We start from the raw sequence: 19,016 nt of genomic DNA on the forward strand, positions 1-19,016 counted from the left end.
ATGCTAATGCGGCAATATGCTAATGCGCTAATGTGGCGCTCGCTATGCTCGCTAATGTGCCGTGCAAAAAAACAAAAGGGTTGACGCCCAAGGCGCTATATAGATAGCGCAACGGCGTCAGCCCATTAACACATTTGCGAGCAAAGCGAGCGTCACATTGCCACATTAGCATATTGCCACATTAGCACATTGCCTTGCGTAGCGAGCATCAGTATTTCATATAATCAGGCAACGGCTCCTTGAGTGCTTCGTCATATTTAGCACCGAGCAGTTGCTTCATAAGTGGCAGCACATACTTGTGCACAACTTTCTCGTTAAGCTGGTGTTCGGCTTCAATGCGCTCTGCATGGTCGTAATACTTGGTAAATGTAGCGTATGTATTGGCCGAGTTTACTGTTTTGTCGTTGATGCCGAAAAGGCCGTAGCACAGTTTGCGGTCGTCGGGTGTAATGTCTTCAAACTGTTTGCGCTCCATTTGGTTAAAGTGCTTGATGATGTCAGCCGTCACCTTGAAGGTCTTGGCACTGTCCTTGCGTCCGTTCAGCCACTTGTGCTCACCCGTGTGCAGCACTTTGCTCATGGTCGACATGCGGAAGGCCGGGTTGACACAAATGCGCAAGTGCCCGTGCATTTGTTGGGCGTACATGCCGCCCATGCTCGTGCCCATAACAAGGTCGGGCTGTTCGGTCTCCACCAAGTTTTGCAAAAAGGGGAGAGCCTCTTCGGGGTCGACGGGAATGTCGGGCGCTATGATTTCAGCCGATGGAAAAATCTTGCGCAATAATTGTACGGTGCCCGAGGCACCTGACGATGCAAAGCCGTGAAAGTAGATTAGTTTCATTGTGTAGTGAATTTAGTTGTAAAGCAAATATGACTGTCCGGTAAGACTCCGAAGCGCAGCTTTTCCCGTCTTACCCCCTATAAATAGTACTTCACGCTTTTTATTTCAAAAAATAAGCCCAGTTTTTTTACTATGTATGGTAGCAGAAGCTATTATTGGCATAAAAGCAGACATGAAATACGGTGACGGTCACGTCGTTTATGACAGGTTTTAATGCTTTTGCCCTTACAGGGCGCGACTGCACTAACACCGGGGGACCCAAGCATCAAACGCAACCTCTAATAGGGGCGACGCGTCTCGCGTCGGGAAAATATGCAGCTTTATTTAGTAGAGTTCGTATTTCCCTCCGTTCTCTATCCCGACGCGGGACGCGTCGCCCCCATTAGTGCTTGCGTTTTTTAAGCAGTCAATCTGTCCCCACAAATAAGACGGAGCTACAGCACCATGCCGTAGCTCCGTCAAAATTACTAATTATTATTCTAATAAGTAGGATTTCACTCCTTCTTAGTGCTCATATTCGTGCGATCAAGGTACCAACACCTTGCTGCCGTTCACAAGGTAGATGCCCTTGTTCACATGCAAATCCTTGTTGCCCTGTACCATATCGGCAAATACCACTCGGCCTTGGAGGTCGAAGATTTGCACCTTAGTAGCCTGGGCTGCAACCAAACGAATGTTGCCCGGAGTTACATAGTAGTCGAGAGCAGAGGTCTTTGTGGCAGAGTTGGCGCCAGTTGCATGCTTGTCAGTTTGGTAAACGCGCACCCAGTCAAACTTGGTTTCGTAGGTGAAGTTCAAATCAGGCGCAGCAGCCCAACCACCATTACCTACGCTCTGGTTGAGAATGAGGTAGAAGGGTTGGTCAAAGGGCCATTGAGCTTTTATCTTGTTTTCGTCGGTGAGGTCAGTCTTGCGGGCGTAAGAGAACACCTGCTTGCCATCGAGATACCAAGTGAGCAAGTCCTCAGTCCATTCCAGGCCAAATACGTGGTATTCGCCCAGTGTGGCGGTTGAGTTGCCGGTCTTTGCAGGGTTGTTGCCTTGTCCCATACATTCTGCGCCATCCTTAGTGCTGTTAGCCCACTTAGTGTGGATAGTGTGGTGGGTTTGAGTTTGAGCGTCAATCTGTTCCCAAATGTCAATCTCGCCGCTGTAAGGCCAGCCACCGTAAACAGAGTTGTTAGGCATCATCCAGAAAGCGGGGAAGTTACCAGCGTGACCAATGGTCATAAGGCGGCCTTCAACCTTGCCGTAAGTGAATTTAACCTTGTTAGACGATTCAATGGAGCCGCTAATCATTTGCTGTTTGTTGCCATTGCCGTCCTTTTCGCCGTCGTGCGTATTCTTCAAGCAGCGCAATACAAGTTTGCCGTCCTCAATCCAACCAGTTTCTTTCTGGCCGGCTTCGGTTTGTGCACAGAAGCGCTTCCATGTGGGATTTTCCCGGCTTGAACGGCTCCAATACTTAGAATCGGGCTGGCTACCGTTTTCACCATCAAATTCCTCGCCGAACACGAGCTTGTACTCAGAACCATTGTCCTCGAAGTTGGCTGTGATGCGCACGTCGCCATCAACGTTTTCGGCGGGTACGGTATATTTGCCGTCAACCAATGTAGCGGTGTATTCGCTCCATTGCTTCTTGCCGTCAACCGTCTGTTCGCCGTCAAGATTTTCACCATGACGCACCACAATGCTTGTTGCTGAGTAGTTCTCGTCAAGACCAACAGCTTGCACTGCAATTTCCTGGCCCTTCAAGATAGATTCAGACAGACCAGTGTTGTTGGCACCAACGATAGAACCGTTAGTGGTTCTGACGTCAAGCTTTGCCATGGGGTATTCGTCAACAACTTCAAAGTTGAAGTCTACAACGTAACCACCGTTCTCGTTAATCTGGTTCTTGCCATCGGCATTGTTGTAGTGTCCTGCGGGGTCGATGTCGTCCCAGTCAATCTTTACGCGGGCACGATACTTGCCTTTGGGCAAACCTTGTGGTAACGAGAATTGCGGGATAGAGTTGGTTGCATTAAACAGACCATTCCTTGCATCGTTGTTTGCGTTCTCGCCACGGCTGTTCTTGTTGTTGTAGTACAAGTACGAGAGCATTTCGCCGTTCCAAGCAGGTGTGCCATCGGCATTGACAGCTGTGCTGAATGTGCCATTGTTATCCAAGTCCACGTACAGGTAGACATGCATATAGGCATTTTTGTTAGGCGTGTAGTTGACGTTAGTAGTAATCACGTCACCATCCTTAACGTAAACAGATCTGTTGCTGAAGTCTTGGTAAACTAACTTGCTTGTCGGTGTTAACTTTTGAGCTGTAGATTGGGTAGTGGTGTTGAATGACAGGCTGTTTAATGCGCGGTCAGTACGTGTTATTTTCAAATCCTTTGGGAAATTCAGCGCATAGTCTCCCTTCGAACCAGCATCATCGGTCACATATTCGGGTGTTACCATCACATCACCGTCCACATATTCGGCCGGGATAGTGTAAAGGTTGTCCTTCACCATGTAAGCCGGTACGGTCACGTCAATGTACTGCGGTGTCTCGTTTACCAATGAATCGCCAGTCAGGTTGTAACCGTGGCGAATGGTGAAGCGGCTCAGTCTGAATCCGTCACCAGGCTTGAACTTGATAGTGTATGCCTTGCCAAACTCGATTTGTGTGCCATCGAGTGTAGAGCCATCGGCTTTCAGCACCTCACCATTTGTACCAGCGGCACTCTGGCCACGTGAGATGTTCACCTTGTCGCCATGCACATTGAGACGGGTGTCAATTACCACACCGCTGTTGTGTTTAATATTATTGGCTTCGGTAGTGTTGCCACCAGCGTCAATTTCGTCCCAGTCTACCTTGAAGCGCAAGCGGTAGAAGCCCGGTGTGAGGTCTGCGGGCAAGGTAAAGTCGGGCAATGCAGTGGTGTTGCAATTGCCAGTGCCAGCGCCAATGCTATTCTTGTTCTTGTAGTTTGAGTAGCTCAATACATCGCTGCTGGTGGCCGGTGTGCCGTCAGCGTTGAGTGATGTGTTGAATTTACCATCGTTGTTACGGTCAAGGTACAAGTAGGCATTCATCCAGCCACCCGTATATTGTACAGAGGCTGAGAGCTTTTCGCCAGCTTTGGCCTTGATAGACTGAGACAGGCGGTCTTGATACAAACGCTTGTCGCTCTGCTGGTTGGTGCTGATGGTCTGTGTGCCGTCGGCACTTGTGATTGTCGCGCCGCTGGTGTAACGGTTGTTGTTCTCCTTTGTAGCAGTCTTGTCAAAGTTTATAGGATAAACGTTGTATTCGATGCGCGTCAATGCCGAGCCATTAACCTCGATGTCATCGATATAAGTCACAAAGTCCTCGTTGAGGTCGTGTGTAGATTCTACATCGGGAGCGAACACCAGACTGTGCACATTCACACCGCTTGCGCCAGTGAGGGCAAACACGGCATCGAACCATTTGTCGGTGTACACCTTGCTCTTGCAAGTAGCTTCAACCTGCACCACTTCCTTCGACTGCCAAGGGCGGTCCTGGCGTGAGCCAAGTGCAAAGCACATTACGCGGCCGCTTTTGGGCTTGCGCATCTTCACGTGCACATATTGAGGCGTTTGCGACAGTTTGATAGTGTCCTTCAGTGTGACGCGCACACCGAAAGTGTTGCTGCCCCAGCGTGAGCGTTGGAAGGCCAGCACGTGGTCAGACATATTGGTGTCGCCGGCCAAGGCGTCCTTTTCCTTATAAGGGTTGGCTATAACCTTTACATTGCCTTCGAGTGCACCGGTGCGGAAGGGAGATTTTTCCCACGTATCGAACACACCCAGCTTGGTGTAGCCTTCGTTTTCTGTTTCAAAGTTGATGCTCTGTGCGTTGGCGGCCAAAGGCAGAGTCAGTGCGGCCAGAGCTATATAGTGTTTCACTTTCATATATATCAGTGTTTAGAGTAGATTTAATAGATAGAGAGCGTGTGAAGGGTGGGGCAGGCGCGGCTGTCGGTAATGCTGATTTTAACATACTTAGCCTGTGTGCCGGCATCGTAGCTGTTGTTAGTGCTGCCGTTGAGCGGAATGATACGCTTATAGCCCACAGTGGTAGTTTGAATGTTGCCACCCTTCTTTGTCCAGTGTTCGCCATCGGTACTTGTCTCGACAGTGAAGCCCTTGATGCGCTGTCCTAACTGAATGTACTCTTGCAGAGCTACATAGTGAATGGTTTGAACCGAGGGGAGCTCTACTGTGATTACAGCAGTGTTCTGAGCGTCGTTGCAAGCCCAGTAGGTAGTAGAGTCGCCGTCAATCATGTTCTTGGCATCGTAGGTGCGGTGTGCACCTGCGCTACGTGTATCGGTGGCAGTAATCTTTACGCCATCAGCCTTGGCCAGGTCGTTGCCCAGTCGGGTGCGGAGCATCTCGCCCAGTGTCTTCAAGTTAGCTACTTGGTCGTCGGAAAGAAGGCCTGCCTGGTTGGGCGGGAAGTTGAGGATAAGTGTAGCGTTGCGGCCAACTGTCTCCAAGTACATTTTGAACAGTTCGTTGGCAGACTTGCAACCCTCGTTGCCTACAACAATGTTACCATTGCCATCAACTTTCTTGCCACCTTCGTGGTAGAACCAGCCGCCAATGGTTGCCTTGGCATCGCTCTCGCCGGGGAACCACTTCCAAGCGTTCATGTCGCCGCTTGTACCGTCGCCCATCGACCAGCAAGTTTCGCCGGCCCAGCCAGCTTCGTTGCCAATCCAGCGAGCCTCGCCGCCAGTACCCCACAGAATGATGTTGGGGCAGGCATTGTGGATAGAGTCGCGCAGGTTGGGAATGTCGTAATAGCGTGTGGCGTTGTCGATGCTGCGTGTCTCGTTGGCACCGCCATAGTAGCCGTTGCTGCCGGTAGCACCGTCAAACCACATCTCAAACTGGTCGGCACCATATTCCACCATCTCGGCGCATTGTGCAAAGAACACCTTCTTGGCATAGTCGTCGGTGTAGTTGCCGTTGGCGTCTTTTTTGCCCCAATATTCACTGTTGCGGTCCCAGGGCGAGATGTAGAAGCCGTATTTCATGCCCAAATCCTTGGCAGCTGCCGCAAATTCCTTGGGTATGTTGGTTTTCTTTGCATTGGCATTGCTGCTACTCGTCACGTTGTGTTTGGTAGTCTTGGTAGGCCACAGACAGAAACCGTCGTGGTGCTTTACTACGGCTATACCGCCGCGCATACCACCTGCCTTGACAGCTTCGAGCCATTGGCGCGGATTAGGCACAGCGGTAGGTGCAAATATGCTCTCGTTTTCGCTGCCGTCGCCCCATTCCTTGTAGGTGTAGGTGTTCATGCCATAGTGGAAGAAGGCGTAGAACTCCGTTTGGTTCCACTTGAGCTGGCGCTCTGTGGGAACGGGAAATACCGGACGCGGTTCGTTGTCAGCATTAGCCGGCTGTTTGTTGACCAAGGTAAATTCAGAACTTTGTGCGTGGCTGGCAAGGGGTGCTGCCGCCATCAAGCAAAGTGCTGAAAGCATGATGGAAACTTTTTTCATAAAGTAGATTGATTAGGAGATTAGAGCCGTGTCGTGGCGTGGTGGCCAGTCTGAAAAAGGCCGGTGCCATGTCATGCTCATAGGTATTTGTTTTTAGATTATTCGTTGGCGAATGGGGGGTGGGTTAAGGGGTTGGTTAAAAACTAATAGACTAACAGACAGAAGTTTCGGATTTGACAAGGGCGGGCTGAAAGCCCAATGAAGCATATAGCCCAGGGCAAGCGTAGCGGCACCCTGGGTTCCCGCATAGTAGAGTCTCCGCGCCCTGTAAGGGCAAAAGCTTTAACCCTTTATGATGTTATTCTTGCTTGATGGCTGATTTAGCGGTCTTAAAGTGGAACATCGTATGTATATTTTGTTCAATACTTGCGCCATGTCCTAAAGCTTTTGCCCTTACAGGGCGCGACTGTTCCAACACGCGATACCCAGGGTGCCGCTTCGCTTGCCCTGGGCTATGTGCTCCATTGGGCTTTCAGCCCGCCCTTGCTAAATCCGAAACTTGAGAACTAATAGATTAACAGATTAACCTGTATCCGAAACTTCCGTTTTAACCAGGGTAATTGAGGTTAGCCTCGGTAGCGCAATTCAGCGTATTGTCGAGGTATAACTGGGCCTCATACCGCGCCATGGGCAGGTCTTGCAGCAGGTAGTTGCCACAGTCGCGCTCGGTGGCGCCGGGAATGTCGCCCTTGTATTGTGCTATAAACTCAAACGTCTCTTGCATCAGTGGCAGCACGTCGCGGCTTGTGAGGTCGCCTTTCACAATGAGGTAGTTGCCCGTAAGGCAGCCCATGGGCCCCCAGTACACTATGCGGTCCTTCCACACGGGGTGGTTGCGCAGAAAGGTGGCTGCCAAATGCTCGATGGTGTGAATGGCACCTTGTCCGAGAGCCGGCTCGCGGTTGGGCAGTTTCATGCGTACATCGAAGGTAGTGACCACCTCGCCGCCCACCTCGTCCTTGCGGCTTACGTAGATGCCGCGGTTAAGACGTGTATGGTCAATGGTAAAACTTGGTATCTTGTTCATTGCTGTGTGAATGTCAAATGTTGGTGAGTGCTTCGAGCAGAGCCTTGGTCACGCCAAATGAGCGGTCGGCCATGGTGCCCCAAAAGTTTTGGTACTGGTCGAAGTGCTTGTCGGCTCCTGGGGTGTCGCTGATGATGCGGAAACTCAGGAATGGCACATCATACAGGTAGCACACTTGGGCCAGCGCACCGCTTTCCATGTCAACGGCCAATCCGTCGGGGTAGCGGCTTTTGATTTTGTCAAGCTGTGTGCGGTCGGTAATGAATTGGTCGCCGCTGCATATCAGTCCGCCGTGCAGTTTCGTTTCGGTCGTAATGCCCATGGCAGCCTTGTACAGTTTGGCATCGGCCTCATAGTAAAGGGGGAGTCCCTGCACCTGGCCGAGTTCCGACTCGGGACCGCAGTCTACATCATGGTAGGCCACCTTTTGTCCGGCCACCACGTCCATCACGCCGAGGCATTTGTCTATGCCACCAGCCACGCCGGTGTTGATGAGTGCGTCGGGGTGGTATCTTTTAATCAGTTCAACGGCCCCCACAGCGGCATTAACCTTGCCAATGCCGCTCTCCATCAGTACGAGCTTTTGTCCGTTGAGTTTGCCTTCGACAAAGGCAAATCGTCCGTCATGTACCTCGTTTACATCAGCGAGCAGGCCCACAATTTGCTCGTGTTCCTTGTGCATGGCGTTGATGATAGCAATCGTCATAAGTTTTATGTTTTGTGTTGCAAAGCTTTGTATTAGTTCCTCTTCTTGCGCGCAAAGTTACTCTTTTTTACCCTAATTTGCAAAGTAAGTGTGAAGAAATGGGGAGTTTAGTATGAAAATTAACTTAATGTGTACGCGCGTAGTGCTCGTAGATGTGTGGGTGTGCAGATGGGCTGACACCGTAGCGGGTTATGCGTGTGGTGCGCGTTGTGCTCGCAAATGTGTGGGTGTGCAGATGTGTAGATACCGGTGAAAAACCTACACTAACTGTTTTTTGTAAAACTGTCTGCACTCTGCACTTTTTGCCGTAAGTGTACTGATTATCAATGGGAAAAATAGTGTAGGTAGTGTGTAGAATAGTCTGCACTGTGTCTGCACACTGTTGTAATCAGGTTAACACTTAGTGTAGACAAGTGCAGACAAGTGTAGGCAAGTGCAGGTAGTTGCTTGCACTGTGTCTGCACGGTGGCATTTGTCTTTGTCGGGGGTGGAATATCTGTTCGTACTTGGCGGACGGCAGGGTAACGGGAGGCCGTTGCGTCAATCCGTCCGAACGCATTTTCTGTATGCCGTGACAGAAAAACATGGCTCCCGTTGCGCAAAAAAATACACTGCCAGTGCAGAATGGTGCAGATGGCAGTGCAAGTAATTTTTGATGTTGTCTACACTACTTTAATGCTTGATTATCAATGCGTTATATGGTAAAAGTGTAGAGTGCAGACAAATTGTCGAAAAAATGTTTTAGGGGGTGGAGAGTGTGATTTCTTTTACCCGAACACCGTCCAGAGTTTGTTGCCCTCAGGGTAGGGGGCGTCCACAGCAATGAGTTTGTGGCTCACGGGGTGCTCAAACTCAATGTGGCGGGCGTGCAGACAAATGGAACCATCGGGGTTGGAACGCGGTGCACCATATTTCAGGTCGCCCTTGATGACACAGCGCATGGCTGCCAACTGGCAGCGTATTTGGTGGTGGCGGCCGGTGTGCAAATTAACCTCGAGCAGGTGGTAGCGGTCAGAACTGCCAATGAGACGGTAGTCGAGCACAGCCTTTTTGCTGCCCGGCACCTCCTGGCGGTGGGCATAAGCCTTGTTCTGCTTTTCGTTGCGTGTGAGCCAGTGTGTGAGGGTGCTAGATGGCTCTGCCGGGGCGGCGCATACAATGGCGTGGTACGTCTTGTGGATTTTGCCTCCCACGCGAAACATTTCGTTGAGTCGTGCCAGGGCCTTGCTGGTGCGTGCAAACACTACCACACCGCTGACGGGACGGTCGAGACGGTGTACAACACCCAGAAAAACCTCGCCGGGCTTGTTGTACTTGTGCTTGATGTAAGCCTTCACCTCGTCGGCCAATGTGCGGTCGCCCGTTTTGTCACCTTGCACAATCTCGCCGGGGGCTTTGTTGACGATGATGACGTGGTTGTCTTCGTATAGAACAGTCATGTGTTTTCAAGAGATAAGAAGTGTAGAAACAGAAAAGTGTAAAAGATGATAGCTCCGGAGTGCTCACCTTTTACACTTTGTGATGTTGCGTGTTGGCGGATTTCAATTATTGAAGTTTCGGATTAAACAAGGGCGGGCTGAAAGCCCAATGTAGCACAGAGCCCAGGGCAAGCGAAGCGACACCCTGGGGCTCCCGCATAATAGAGTCTCCGCGTCCTGTAAGGGCAAAAGCTTTAACCCTTTATGTTGTCATTCTTACTTGATAGCTGATTTAGCGGTCTGTATGTATATTTTGTTCAACAGTTGCGCCATGTTTTAAAGCTTTTGCCCTTACAGGGCGCGACTGCTCCAACACGTGTACCCAGGGTGTCGCTTCGCTTGCCCTGGGCTATGTGCTACATTGGGCTTTCAGCCGGCCTTTGCTAAATCCGGAACTTGAGTCAATTACATATTCATACCGCCATCAACCTGAATAACCTGTCCGCTGACATAGCTTGACATGTCAGAGGCGAGGAAGGTAGCCACGTTGGCAATGTCCTCGGGCTGGCCGCCGCGACGGAGGGGGATAGCTTTCATCCACTCCTTGCGCACGTCCTCGCTGAGGGCAGCAGTCATGGCAGTTTCGATAAAGCCCGGTGCAATGGCGTTGGCACGTATGCCGCGGCTGCCCATTTCCTGAGCCACGCTCTTGGCCAGGGCGATGAGGCCGGCCTTTGATGCAGCGTAGTTGCTCTGTCCGGCATTGCCGTGAACACCAACTACTGAGGCCATGTTGATGATAGAGCCCTTGCGCTGACGCATCATGATGGGTGTGCAGGCATGGATAAAGTTGAAGGCCGACTTGAGGTTGACAGCAATCACGGCGTCCCACTGCTGCTCAGTCATGCGGAGCATGAGGCCGTCCTTGGTGATGCCGGCGTTGTTTACCAAGATGTCGATAGAACCGAAGTCCTCCTTTATTTTGTTTACCACCTCGGCAGTCTCTTCAAAGTTGGCTGCGTTTGAGGCGTATGCCAGGCACTTTACGCCTTTGGCTTCGATTTCCTTGCGTGTTTCCTCACCATTCTCGTCAATTTTGAGGTCGGTGAATGCAATGTTGGCGCCTTCTTCGGCAAACTTCAGGGCAATGGCTTTGCCAATGCCGCGTGCAGCACCTGTGATAAGGGCTGTTTTACCTGTAAGTAATCCCATTTTAATGATGATGTTACGCGTTGGTGAATTTAGTAGATAGGTTGACAAGTTAACACATTGACGGGGTTAACAAGTAGGATTGTCCTTTAACACGGTTGGTGGTGCTTACTTGTTAGCTTGGCCAGTTTGTTAACCCGTTAACCAATAATTCTGCCAACGGGTTGATGTTATTATGTATAATCTATGTGCGGATTTTGTTTGCTGTGTTGTTACATGACGGCAGGCGGCATGTTGAGCACGCGCATTACGATGCCTTTCACAATGGGGTAGGTTTCGTCCTCAGACAGGCCCACGCCCAGGCGGTCGTAGATGTATGGCACTTCGAGCCCCTTTACCGAGTAGTACACGATGTCGGCCATGAGTCCTACGTTTTCGATGCGGAAGCGTCCTTTGTCAACGCCCTCTTGCAGCACCTTTTGCAGGATGCGGTGTTCTTCGACGTCAAAAGCTTTGCGCACCTTTTCTACCATCCAGATGTTGCGGAAGAACTCTGCGCGCAGTGTGCCGTTGCGTGCCACGGTGTCGCGTATGATGCTCAGGTGGGTGTAGATGAGTGTGAATATCTTCTCTTCAGGCTCAACGTCCATGGAGGCCACCTCGTCCATCTTTTCAGACAGGCGTTCGAGTTCCTCCTCTATTACGGCATAGTAAATCTCCTCTTTGTTGCGGAAGTACGTGTAGAGTGTGCGTCGTCCGCGTCCAGAGGCAGCAGCGATATCATTCATTGTCGTGGCCTCAAGCCCTTTGTGGGCGAAGAGTTCGCGTGCCACTTCGAGTAACTTTTGTCGCGTTTTTGTGATAGACATATTCCGTGATTTACATCTTTATGTTAAAAGCACACTTTTGCTTTCAGTGTGCAAAGTTAGTGCAAGGCGCGCGAAATACAAAACGAATGTCTTAAAACTTTCGTTTTTATTTCCGAGCCGCTTAGCTCGCGAATGGTCTCAAGCACAAAACTCAAGCTCTAATGGGGGCGACGCGTCTCGCGTCGGGATTTTTTCAGCAGCCTCGTCCCGCGTCATCGGAAAAAGATGCTGCAATTATTTCAACACGCAAGACAGCAGCCACCTGGTGAAGCGTTGCATGATGAGCCAACGGAATAAGGAATACTTGAATGTGTAATGATTGTTGGGAAAAGGGTACAGTTCGTGCGTGGCAAGGCGGGTTAACAAGGCATTGACAGACGTGGTGCCATGGGTGTGGCGCAGCGTGTTGTAAACCAGCTCCATGGCAAGGGTGGCCACACGGCGCTCAAGTCCGTAATGCGCATCGGTGGAGTGGGGCAGGGCTTGCAGACGGTAAATGATCTGTTCGAAAGTACAGAGATTGTGCAAAGTGTCGGCCCTGTTGGTACGGGTGGTGATGGAGCCTTGACGCCGGCGGTAAAAATAAGGCGTGGCAGTGGCGTCGTAAATGCGCTGCGCCTTTATAAAAAGTTGGGTGGTAAATTCCACATCTTCGTGCACGATGCCAGGCGTGAAACGCAGTTTGCCTAACAAATTGCGTTTGAACATGTAGCCACAAGCAGCCGAACGCATGTTGCGAAGAGCCATGTAGCCGTTTCCGGTAAATGGGCCGTCGGGGGTGGTCCATGTAGTAGCCACCTCCTTGCGTGTCATGTGAAAGGCCAGCAGGTCGGCATCGTGTGCAAGGGCAAAGTCTATGGCCGCTTTGTAGCTGTGGGCAAACAGGAAGTCGTCGGCATCAACAAATTGCAGGTAGGTGCCGTGGGCGTGGGCGATGCCAGTGTTGCGTGCCGCCGACAGTCCTTGGTTGGGTTGGTGGAGGCAGGTGATGCGTTGGCGCCACGTTTCGGGCCATTGTGCTGTGATGTCGTGCGTGTTGCCGTCGTCCACCACAATCACTTCGTAGCTGCCGCCGGGCAACTGCATGTCGAAAAGGTGCTGCAAGCACTCGGCAAGCATCTTGTCGGGCACGTTATAGACGGGTATGATGAATGTGATGTGGGGCATGGGACTGGGGAGGGTATATGTGCAAATGTGCAGATATGCAAATGTGCAGATGAAGAATGCTTTATGTAATCAAACGCAACAGGTTAAGGCGTCTGATTATCTGCACATCTGCATATCTGCACATTTGCACATTCGCGAGCATGCTCGCGCGTTATTTATTTGCTTGCAATTTTGGCTATTCGGCGCTTCATGTAATCGGCAAACTCGGGCGAATCGACAATTTTGATGTCCTCGTAAAGGCCCAATACAAAGCGGCCGATGCCAAGATAGCTGCAAACTTCGGTGTCGAGGCGGTGGCAGCCGTTCTTGGTGGGCGAGAGTTGGCGCTGCGCGTCAGGGTACTCTTCAAGCAATACGTTGGTGGCAAGCTGTCCAAGTACCAACGACACTGGTATGCGCTGCTCGCCGGTAAAGCCGAACAGATCGTTGAAGAAAGGCGCATGGTCGCTCTTGTGCGACCACAGCAAATCGAGCATCTCGGTGCTGCCAATGCGGCTTATCTTAAAAGTCTTGTTCATGTTGGTGGTCAACTCAAAGCACCGCACCTCGTTGTTCTGGTTGATGAACATGTAAGGCTCGACAATGCGGTTGCTCACTTTGTTGCTTGACCCTGAACGATAGTCTTTCAACACCAAAATGCGCTCCTGGCGTATGGCTTGGAATATGGTGGTGATGTTTTGCGCCACGTGGTTGTCAACACCATGGCGTGCCAATACTTCGGTGTCGTAGAGCTTGGCCAGTTTCTCGCGCAGGGCGCGAACTTGAAACGAGTTGTCGTAGACAGAATTAAGTACTTGGCTGATGGTGAGTGCTTCGTCCTCGGAGAACTGAATGTCGCTTGCGATGTCGCGGAAGAAGGGCGATAGCGGGTCGAGACGATAGCGTGACCCCTCCTTTTTGACAATGAAGCCCATGTTCTTGAAGGCATCAATATATCGGTAAATGGTGCGTCGGCTCATGCACAACTTTTGCCCCACCTCCTCAATCGTCATCGTGTAATTCTGTGTCAGCAACACCATGAGGCGCAGCTGACGGGCAAATTTTTCGAGTTCCATTTCTTTTTGTTGCTAATCCTGATAATCGTATAATGCGGCGCGAATATACAAACTTTTTCGTACAATGGTCCGCTATTATAGAGTATTAGCACAAAAAAATGCTTTTATTGCCCAAAACGAGGGCTGTGCTCAAAGGACGGCTCTAAAAAATCTGTTATTAGGGACCATACTAAAGCGCCTCGAGCAGATGTTTGAGCACTACCGTGGCAGATATTTCGCGGTTGGCAGCCTCGGGTATGACGAGCGAGCGCGGCGACTCGATGACATCGTCTGTTACAATCATGTTGCGGCGCACGGGCAGGCAGTGCATGAACTGTGCGTTGTTGGTGACAGCCATGTGAGCCTCGTCTACCGTCCACGACATGTCCTTTGACAGAATTTTGCCGTAGTCGTCGGCGTTGGCCACACCCGGGCAACTCCAGTTCTTGGCATATACAAAGTCAGCCCCTTTGAGAGCCTTGAGCTGGTCGTACTCCACATGTGCATCGCCCACAAACAAGGGGTCGAGCTCGTAGCCGTGGGGGTGTGTCACCACAAAGTCGACGTCGGCAGCGCGCATCCATTCGGCAAAACTGTTGGGTACGGCCTGTGGCAGGGCGCGGGGGTGGGGTGCCCAGGTGAGCACCACCTTGGGACGCTTGGTCTCCTTGTGTTCCTCGATGGTGATGAGGTCGGCAAAGGCTTGCAGCGGGTGGGCAGTGGCACTCTCCATTGAGAATACCGGGCGGCCGCTGTATTTGATAAACTGCGACAGAATGTTTTCGGCATAGTCGGCCTGACGGTTGGTCAAACCGGCAAAGGTGCGCACACCAATGATGTCGCAGAATGATGCCATGACGGGGATAGCCTCGAGCAGATGTTCGCTTTTGTCGCCGTCCATCACCACACCGCGCTCTGTCTCAAGTTTCCATGCGCCCTGGTTAACATCGAGCACCATGACGTCGAGTCCCAAGTTGCGGGCGGCTTTCTGGGTAGAAAGACGTGTGCGGAGCGAGTTGTTGAAAAAGATGAGCAAAGCCGTTTTGTGGTGGCCAAGATGTTCGTATTTGTAGCGGTCGGCCTTTATTTCGGCCGCTTCGGCCAACGCGAGGTCAAGCGGACCGAGGTCGTTAACGTGCAAGAAAGTCTTCATAAGTATTAATGTTGTATATTGTGCTGCGGAACGCATTGTTGCGCACCGCACATATTGTGTTTGTGGGCAAATGTAACACTAAATTCTGTATACTTTGATGCATATTCACTAAATGTTTGGCTGTGGTTGCAAAAAGTAGTACTTTTGCTAATATAACGCGTTGGCGGAATTAGTAAACAAGTTGAATAGTTGACAAGTTGAAAAGTTGACGGGTTGACTCATCAACTAATTACACCAGCGTATGATCATATCCCTCATAATATCGACAGAAATGAAAAAGACACTCTTACTTATGGCCGTTGCCGCACTTTGCGTGGCAGGCGGTTGCGCCAAGAAACCGGCACAGACTGAAAATGTAAAAACAGAAACCACCCAGCCGGCCACGACAACGGCATCGGTGGTAAAGACTATCCCGACCTCGGTGGCTGGCAAAGACGTGGTAAAGCAAATAGCCGAAAACTACAAAGGCAAGGTAGTGCTGATAGACTTTTGGGCCACTTGGTGCGGACCATGCCGCATGGCCATGAAGCAGATTGACGAAATCAAGCCCGAACTGGCCAAGAAAGGTTGCGTGTTCGTTTACATCACAGGTGAGACTTCGCCCTATGGCACTTGGCAGGACATGATAAAGAATATCGAAGGTGAACACTACCGACTCACCGCCAAACAGTGGAACGAACTCTGCCAGAGTTTGAATATACCGGGCATTCCGGCCTACCTGCTGTTGAACAAGAAGGGCGAAAAGGCTTACGACAACTTGAGCCTGGGCGGATATCCGGGCAGCGAGATACTCAAGAACAACATCGAGGTGGCTCTGACCGACTAATGTAGCGCTATTTCTATGGCTATGAACAAAATGGTAGCACTACTGGTGCTTGGGCTGGCTGCGGCCTGTGGCTGGGTTAGTTATAACGGAAATGGAAGCAAGGCCGAAGCTGCTGACGAAACCACCGACGCGGCCGAAACGGCAGAGGCTAAGTGGCAGGCCACGCAGACTCTGCCAAAGGGATTGGAAATACCCCGTTACACATCGAGCCGCGGCGGACAGCTGATAGCGCACCTGGGATATACGGTGAGTTATGATGCTGACTATAAAACACCGCAATGGGTGGCATGGGAACTGACGGCAGATGAGGCGCAGGGTGAGGTGCCGCGTTACAACAAATTTCAGCCCGACCCCGAGGTGCGGGGGGCTAAAGCCTATCCCACAGATTATACCAACTCGGGCTACGACCGTGGTCACATGGCTCCGGCAGCCGACATGAAGTGGAACAAGCAGGCCATGATGGAGTCGTTCTACATGACAAATGTCTGTCCGCAAAACCGCAACCTCAACCGCGGTGACTGGAAAGACCTTGAAGAGCTTGAACGCACCTGGGCCTTGAAGTATGGCGCGGTGAGTATTGCCGCAGGCCCTATTTACACATCAAAGTCGCCCATACGTATTGGCGGTAACAAGGTGGCGGTGCCCGATGCTTTCTTCAAGGTATTGCTGGTGGGTTACCCCAAACACACCAAAGCCTATGGTTTCGTGTTCAAGAATGTGGCCGGCAGTCACCCGCTCACTTATTATCAGTTGACGGTGGACGAGGTGGAACGTCAGACTGGCATGGACTTCTTTTCAAAACTGCCCGATGCCGTAGAGCGCAGGGTGGAGGCTGAACTGCCAGCTTTATAACGAATATAACAAGTATGCTAAATATAAAACGAATTGTAGGCGCATGCCTTGTGTGCATCAGTGCCTTGGGTGCTCATGCTCAGAATGTGCCTGACACGCTGAACGCTAACCAGCGCCGCATGTATGAAGCCTTGGATAGTGCGATAAATAGCAGCGAACTTTCTGAAAATGAAGATGTAACGGTTTACAGACACTTGCCCAAGAGTTACCGCTACCGCGTGCAACTTGCCGACAAAAAGCAGAATCGTTTCTCGGTCAAACACCCAGAGGCATTTCTGTCGGCCAAAGCGCTGGCACGCCGCAGCCGCTACGGACTCAAGGTTGATGCGTACGACCTGCCCGTGTCCGACGCCTATGTAAACGGACTGCGCAATTTGGGACTCCGCATACACAATATGAGCAAGTGGAACAATACGGTGGTGGTTGAAACTGCCGACACCACGCTCATGCAGCGAGTGCGCCAGTTGGCGTATGTCAAGGGCGTGCGCTGTGTGTGGGAAAGTCCCGACAGTCTGCCTGTGGCAAAGGTGGTGGCGCGCGAGAGCGAAGTGACCAACAAACGCGACACTACGCTGGCCGATTATTATGGCTACGCGGCGGCACAGGTGAAGATGCTCGGTGTGGACCAAATGCACCAGCAGGGCTATAATGGTAATGGCGTGACCATAGGTGTGATAGATGGCGGTTTCCATAATGCCGACCTCATGGCAGGCATTGACCAAACCCACATACTTGGCACGCGCAATTTTGTGCAGCCTGCAAAGAGCGTGTATGAAGAGCAGAGCCATGGCATGATGGTGCTCTCGTGCATCGGGGCCAACGAACCGCATTATCTGGTGGGCACTGCGCCCTGTGCCACCTTCTACTTGTTGCAGAGCGAGGATGAAGCTACCGAACAACTCGTTGAGGAGGATAATTGGTGTGCGGCCCTCGAATATGCCGACAGTTTGGGGTGTGACATGGTGAGCAGTTCGCTGGGCTACTACCAGTTCGACCACAAATACATGAACCACTACTATTACGAACTTGACGGGCAGACGGCAGTCAACAGCCGCTCGGCATCGTTGGCCGCCAGTCGTGGCATATTGTTGGTGAACAGTGCCGGCAACAGTGGCAGTGGCGTGTGGAAGAAAATAGGTTTCCCTGCCGATGCTTGCCACATTATTACCGCCGGAGCGGTGAAAACAGACAGCATCAACACCACCTTCTCATCAATAGGCAATACGGCTGATGGCCGCGTCAAACCCGACTTGATGGCTGTGGGCCTCAACTCCATGGTGTACGATATTGATGGCACTGTGGTGGGGGTGAACGGCACGTCATTCTCGTGTCCCACACTATGTGGTGCTGCCGCTTGTTTGGTGCAGGCATTCCCCAATGTGCGTCCGGCCACTATTATAAAGGCGTTGCAACAGTCGGCCGACAATGCTGCCCACCCCGACAACATCAATGGCTACGGCATACCCAATGTTGTAAAGGCTGCAGAGTGGCTGCGGAATGCCGGTGTAAAATAACTATTTAAGTTGACGAGTTGACGAGTTGACGGGTTGACAAGTTGACGGGTTGACAAGTTAATCAGATTCCGACACCTACTTATCTATCAAGAAACAATATAAATCATGGCAAACGGTTATCCTGAAAACAAGGGGCACAAGGGCATAGTATATCCCTCGCCCATATTCGGTCCCATACATAGCAGACGGCTCGGTGTGTCGTTAGGCATCAACCTTATGCCCGCCGATGGCAAGGTCTGCACCTTTGATTGTGTGTACTGCGAGTGCGGTTTTAACAAAGACCACCGTCCGCATTTGCCACGCCCCAGCCGCCAGCAGGTGGCCGAAGCCCTCGAAGCGCAGCTTGTCAAAATGAAGCAGGACGGGCTTACCCCCGATGTGCTGACTTTTGCCGGTAATGGCGAACCGACAGCGCACCCCGATTTTGCAGGCATTATTGACGATACGGTGGCTTTGCGCAACCGCTACTTCCCGACAGCCAAGGTGAGCGTGCTGAGCAATGCTACCATGGCCGTGCGCCCCGAGGTGCACGCCGCCTTGCTCAAGGTTGACAACAACATACTCAAACTCGACACTGTGTCGGCCGACTACATTGAGCGTGTCGACCGTCCCACGGGGGCGTATGATGTGAATGCCGTCATCGAGGCATTGTGCGCTTTTGACGGTCATGTCATTGTGCAAAGCATGTTTATGAAGGGACTGAGCGAAGGCCAGAGCGTAGACAATACCACCGACGCTTATGTGCAACCATGGCTCGAGGCTGTGAAACGCATCAAACCGAGCCAAGTGATGGTTTACACCATCGATCGCGAAACGCCCGACCCCGATTTGCAAAAAGCCACGCACGAGGAGCTTGACAGAATAGCTGCACTTGTAAAAGGCGCGGGAATTGATGTAGAGGTGGCGTATTAGGTATGCATTGACGGAATTTGTTAACCCGTTAACCC

Annotated in this window: 15 protein-coding genes; 4 read left to right on the plus strand and 11 right to left on the minus strand. The window is 51.5% G+C overall.

Annotated features, from left to right (window positions below):
• Positions 1-208: 208 nt before the first annotated feature.
• The 11 genes from BQ5453_RS03665 to BQ5453_RS03715 form a co-directional block, all read right to left on the minus strand.
• Positions 209-841, minus strand: coding sequence for a YqiA/YcfP family alpha/beta fold hydrolase (locus tag BQ5453_RS03665; protein ID WP_071122201.1), 633 nt, complete (start codon positions 839-841; stop codon positions 209-211).
• A 525-nt stretch (positions 842-1,366) separates the two neighbouring features.
• Positions 1,367-4,753 (minus strand): glycoside hydrolase family 16 protein, encoded by a 3,387-nt coding sequence (locus BQ5453_RS03670; RefSeq protein WP_071122202.1) that lies wholly within the window; start codon positions 4,751-4,753, stop codon positions 1,367-1,369.
• 23 nt (positions 4,754-4,776) lie between these two features.
• A complete protein-coding gene (locus BQ5453_RS03675) occupies positions 4,777-6,354 on the minus strand; it encodes an alpha-L-fucosidase (protein WP_071122203.1) in 1,578 nt (525 codons plus the stop codon).
• Positions 6,355-6,901: 547 nt separating this feature from the next.
• Positions 6,902-7,381, minus strand: coding sequence for an S-ribosylhomocysteine lyase (locus tag BQ5453_RS03680; protein WP_022101506.1), 480 nt, complete (start codon positions 7,379-7,381; stop codon positions 6,902-6,904).
• A gap of 13 nt (positions 7,382-7,394) precedes the next feature.
• The gene (locus tag BQ5453_RS03685; RefSeq protein WP_071122204.1) at positions 7,395-8,087 is read right to left on the minus strand and encodes a 5'-methylthioadenosine/adenosylhomocysteine nucleosidase; all 693 of its coding nucleotides are present in this window, start codon (positions 8,085-8,087) and stop codon (positions 7,395-7,397) included.
• A 767-nt stretch (positions 8,088-8,854) separates the two neighbouring features.
• The gene (locus tag BQ5453_RS03690; protein ID WP_071122205.1) at positions 8,855-9,526 is read right to left on the minus strand and encodes an RluA family pseudouridine synthase; all 672 of its coding nucleotides are present in this window, start codon (positions 9,524-9,526) and stop codon (positions 8,855-8,857) included.
• A 444-nt stretch (positions 9,527-9,970) separates the two neighbouring features.
• Positions 9,971-10,717, minus strand: coding sequence for a 3-oxoacyl-[acyl-carrier-protein] reductase (gene fabG / locus BQ5453_RS03695; RefSeq protein WP_071122206.1), 747 nt, complete (start codon positions 10,715-10,717; stop codon positions 9,971-9,973).
• A gap of 209 nt (positions 10,718-10,926) precedes the next feature.
• Positions 10,927-11,523, minus strand: coding sequence for a TetR/AcrR family transcriptional regulator (locus BQ5453_RS03700; protein ID WP_022101510.1), 597 nt, complete (start codon positions 11,521-11,523; stop codon positions 10,927-10,929).
• Between the two features lie 234 nt (positions 11,524-11,757).
• Positions 11,758-12,690 carry a glycosyltransferase family 2 protein gene (locus tag BQ5453_RS03705; RefSeq protein ID WP_071122207.1) on the minus strand — a complete coding sequence of 311 codons (933 nt, stop codon included), beginning with the start codon at positions 12,688-12,690 and terminating at the stop codon, positions 11,758-11,760.
• A gap of 155 nt (positions 12,691-12,845) precedes the next feature.
• Entirely contained in the window at positions 12,846-13,745 is a 900-nt protein-coding gene (locus tag BQ5453_RS03710) for a helix-turn-helix transcriptional regulator (RefSeq protein ID WP_071122208.1), read from the minus strand.
• Between the two features lie 169 nt (positions 13,746-13,914).
• The gene (locus BQ5453_RS03715) at positions 13,915-14,877 is read right to left on the minus strand and encodes a Rossmann-fold NAD(P)-binding domain-containing protein (protein WP_071122209.1); all 963 of its coding nucleotides are present in this window, start codon (positions 14,875-14,877) and stop codon (positions 13,915-13,917) included.
• 271 nt (positions 14,878-15,148) lie between these two features.
• On the opposite strand from BQ5453_RS03715, the gene BQ5453_RS03720 reads away from it, so the two are divergent.
• The 4 genes from BQ5453_RS03720 to BQ5453_RS03735 all read left to right on the plus strand — a co-directional run bounded on the left by BQ5453_RS03720 (position 15,149) and on the right by BQ5453_RS03735 (position 18,981).
• A complete protein-coding gene (locus BQ5453_RS03720) occupies positions 15,149-15,703 on the plus strand; it encodes a TlpA family protein disulfide reductase (RefSeq protein WP_071122277.1) in 555 nt (184 codons plus the stop codon).
• 15 nt (positions 15,704-15,718) lie between these two features.
• On the plus strand, positions 15,719-16,555 hold the full coding sequence (locus tag BQ5453_RS03725) for a DNA/RNA non-specific endonuclease (protein ID WP_071122210.1): 837 nt from the start codon (positions 15,719-15,721) through the stop codon (positions 16,553-16,555).
• Positions 16,556-16,569: 14 nt separating this feature from the next.
• Positions 16,570-18,069 carry a S8 family serine peptidase gene (locus BQ5453_RS03730; protein ID WP_235860022.1) on the plus strand — a complete coding sequence of 500 codons (1,500 nt, stop codon included), beginning with the start codon at positions 16,570-16,572 and terminating at the stop codon, positions 18,067-18,069.
• Between the two features lie 105 nt (positions 18,070-18,174).
• Positions 18,175-18,981, plus strand: coding sequence for a radical SAM protein (locus BQ5453_RS03735; protein ID WP_071122211.1), 807 nt, complete (start codon positions 18,175-18,177; stop codon positions 18,979-18,981).
• Positions 18,982-19,016: the final 35 nt, after the last annotated feature.

The organism is Prevotellamassilia timonensis (assembly GCF_900106785.1).
Classification (GTDB): Bacteria; Bacteroidota; Bacteroidia; order Bacteroidales; family Bacteroidaceae; genus Alloprevotella; species Alloprevotella timonensis.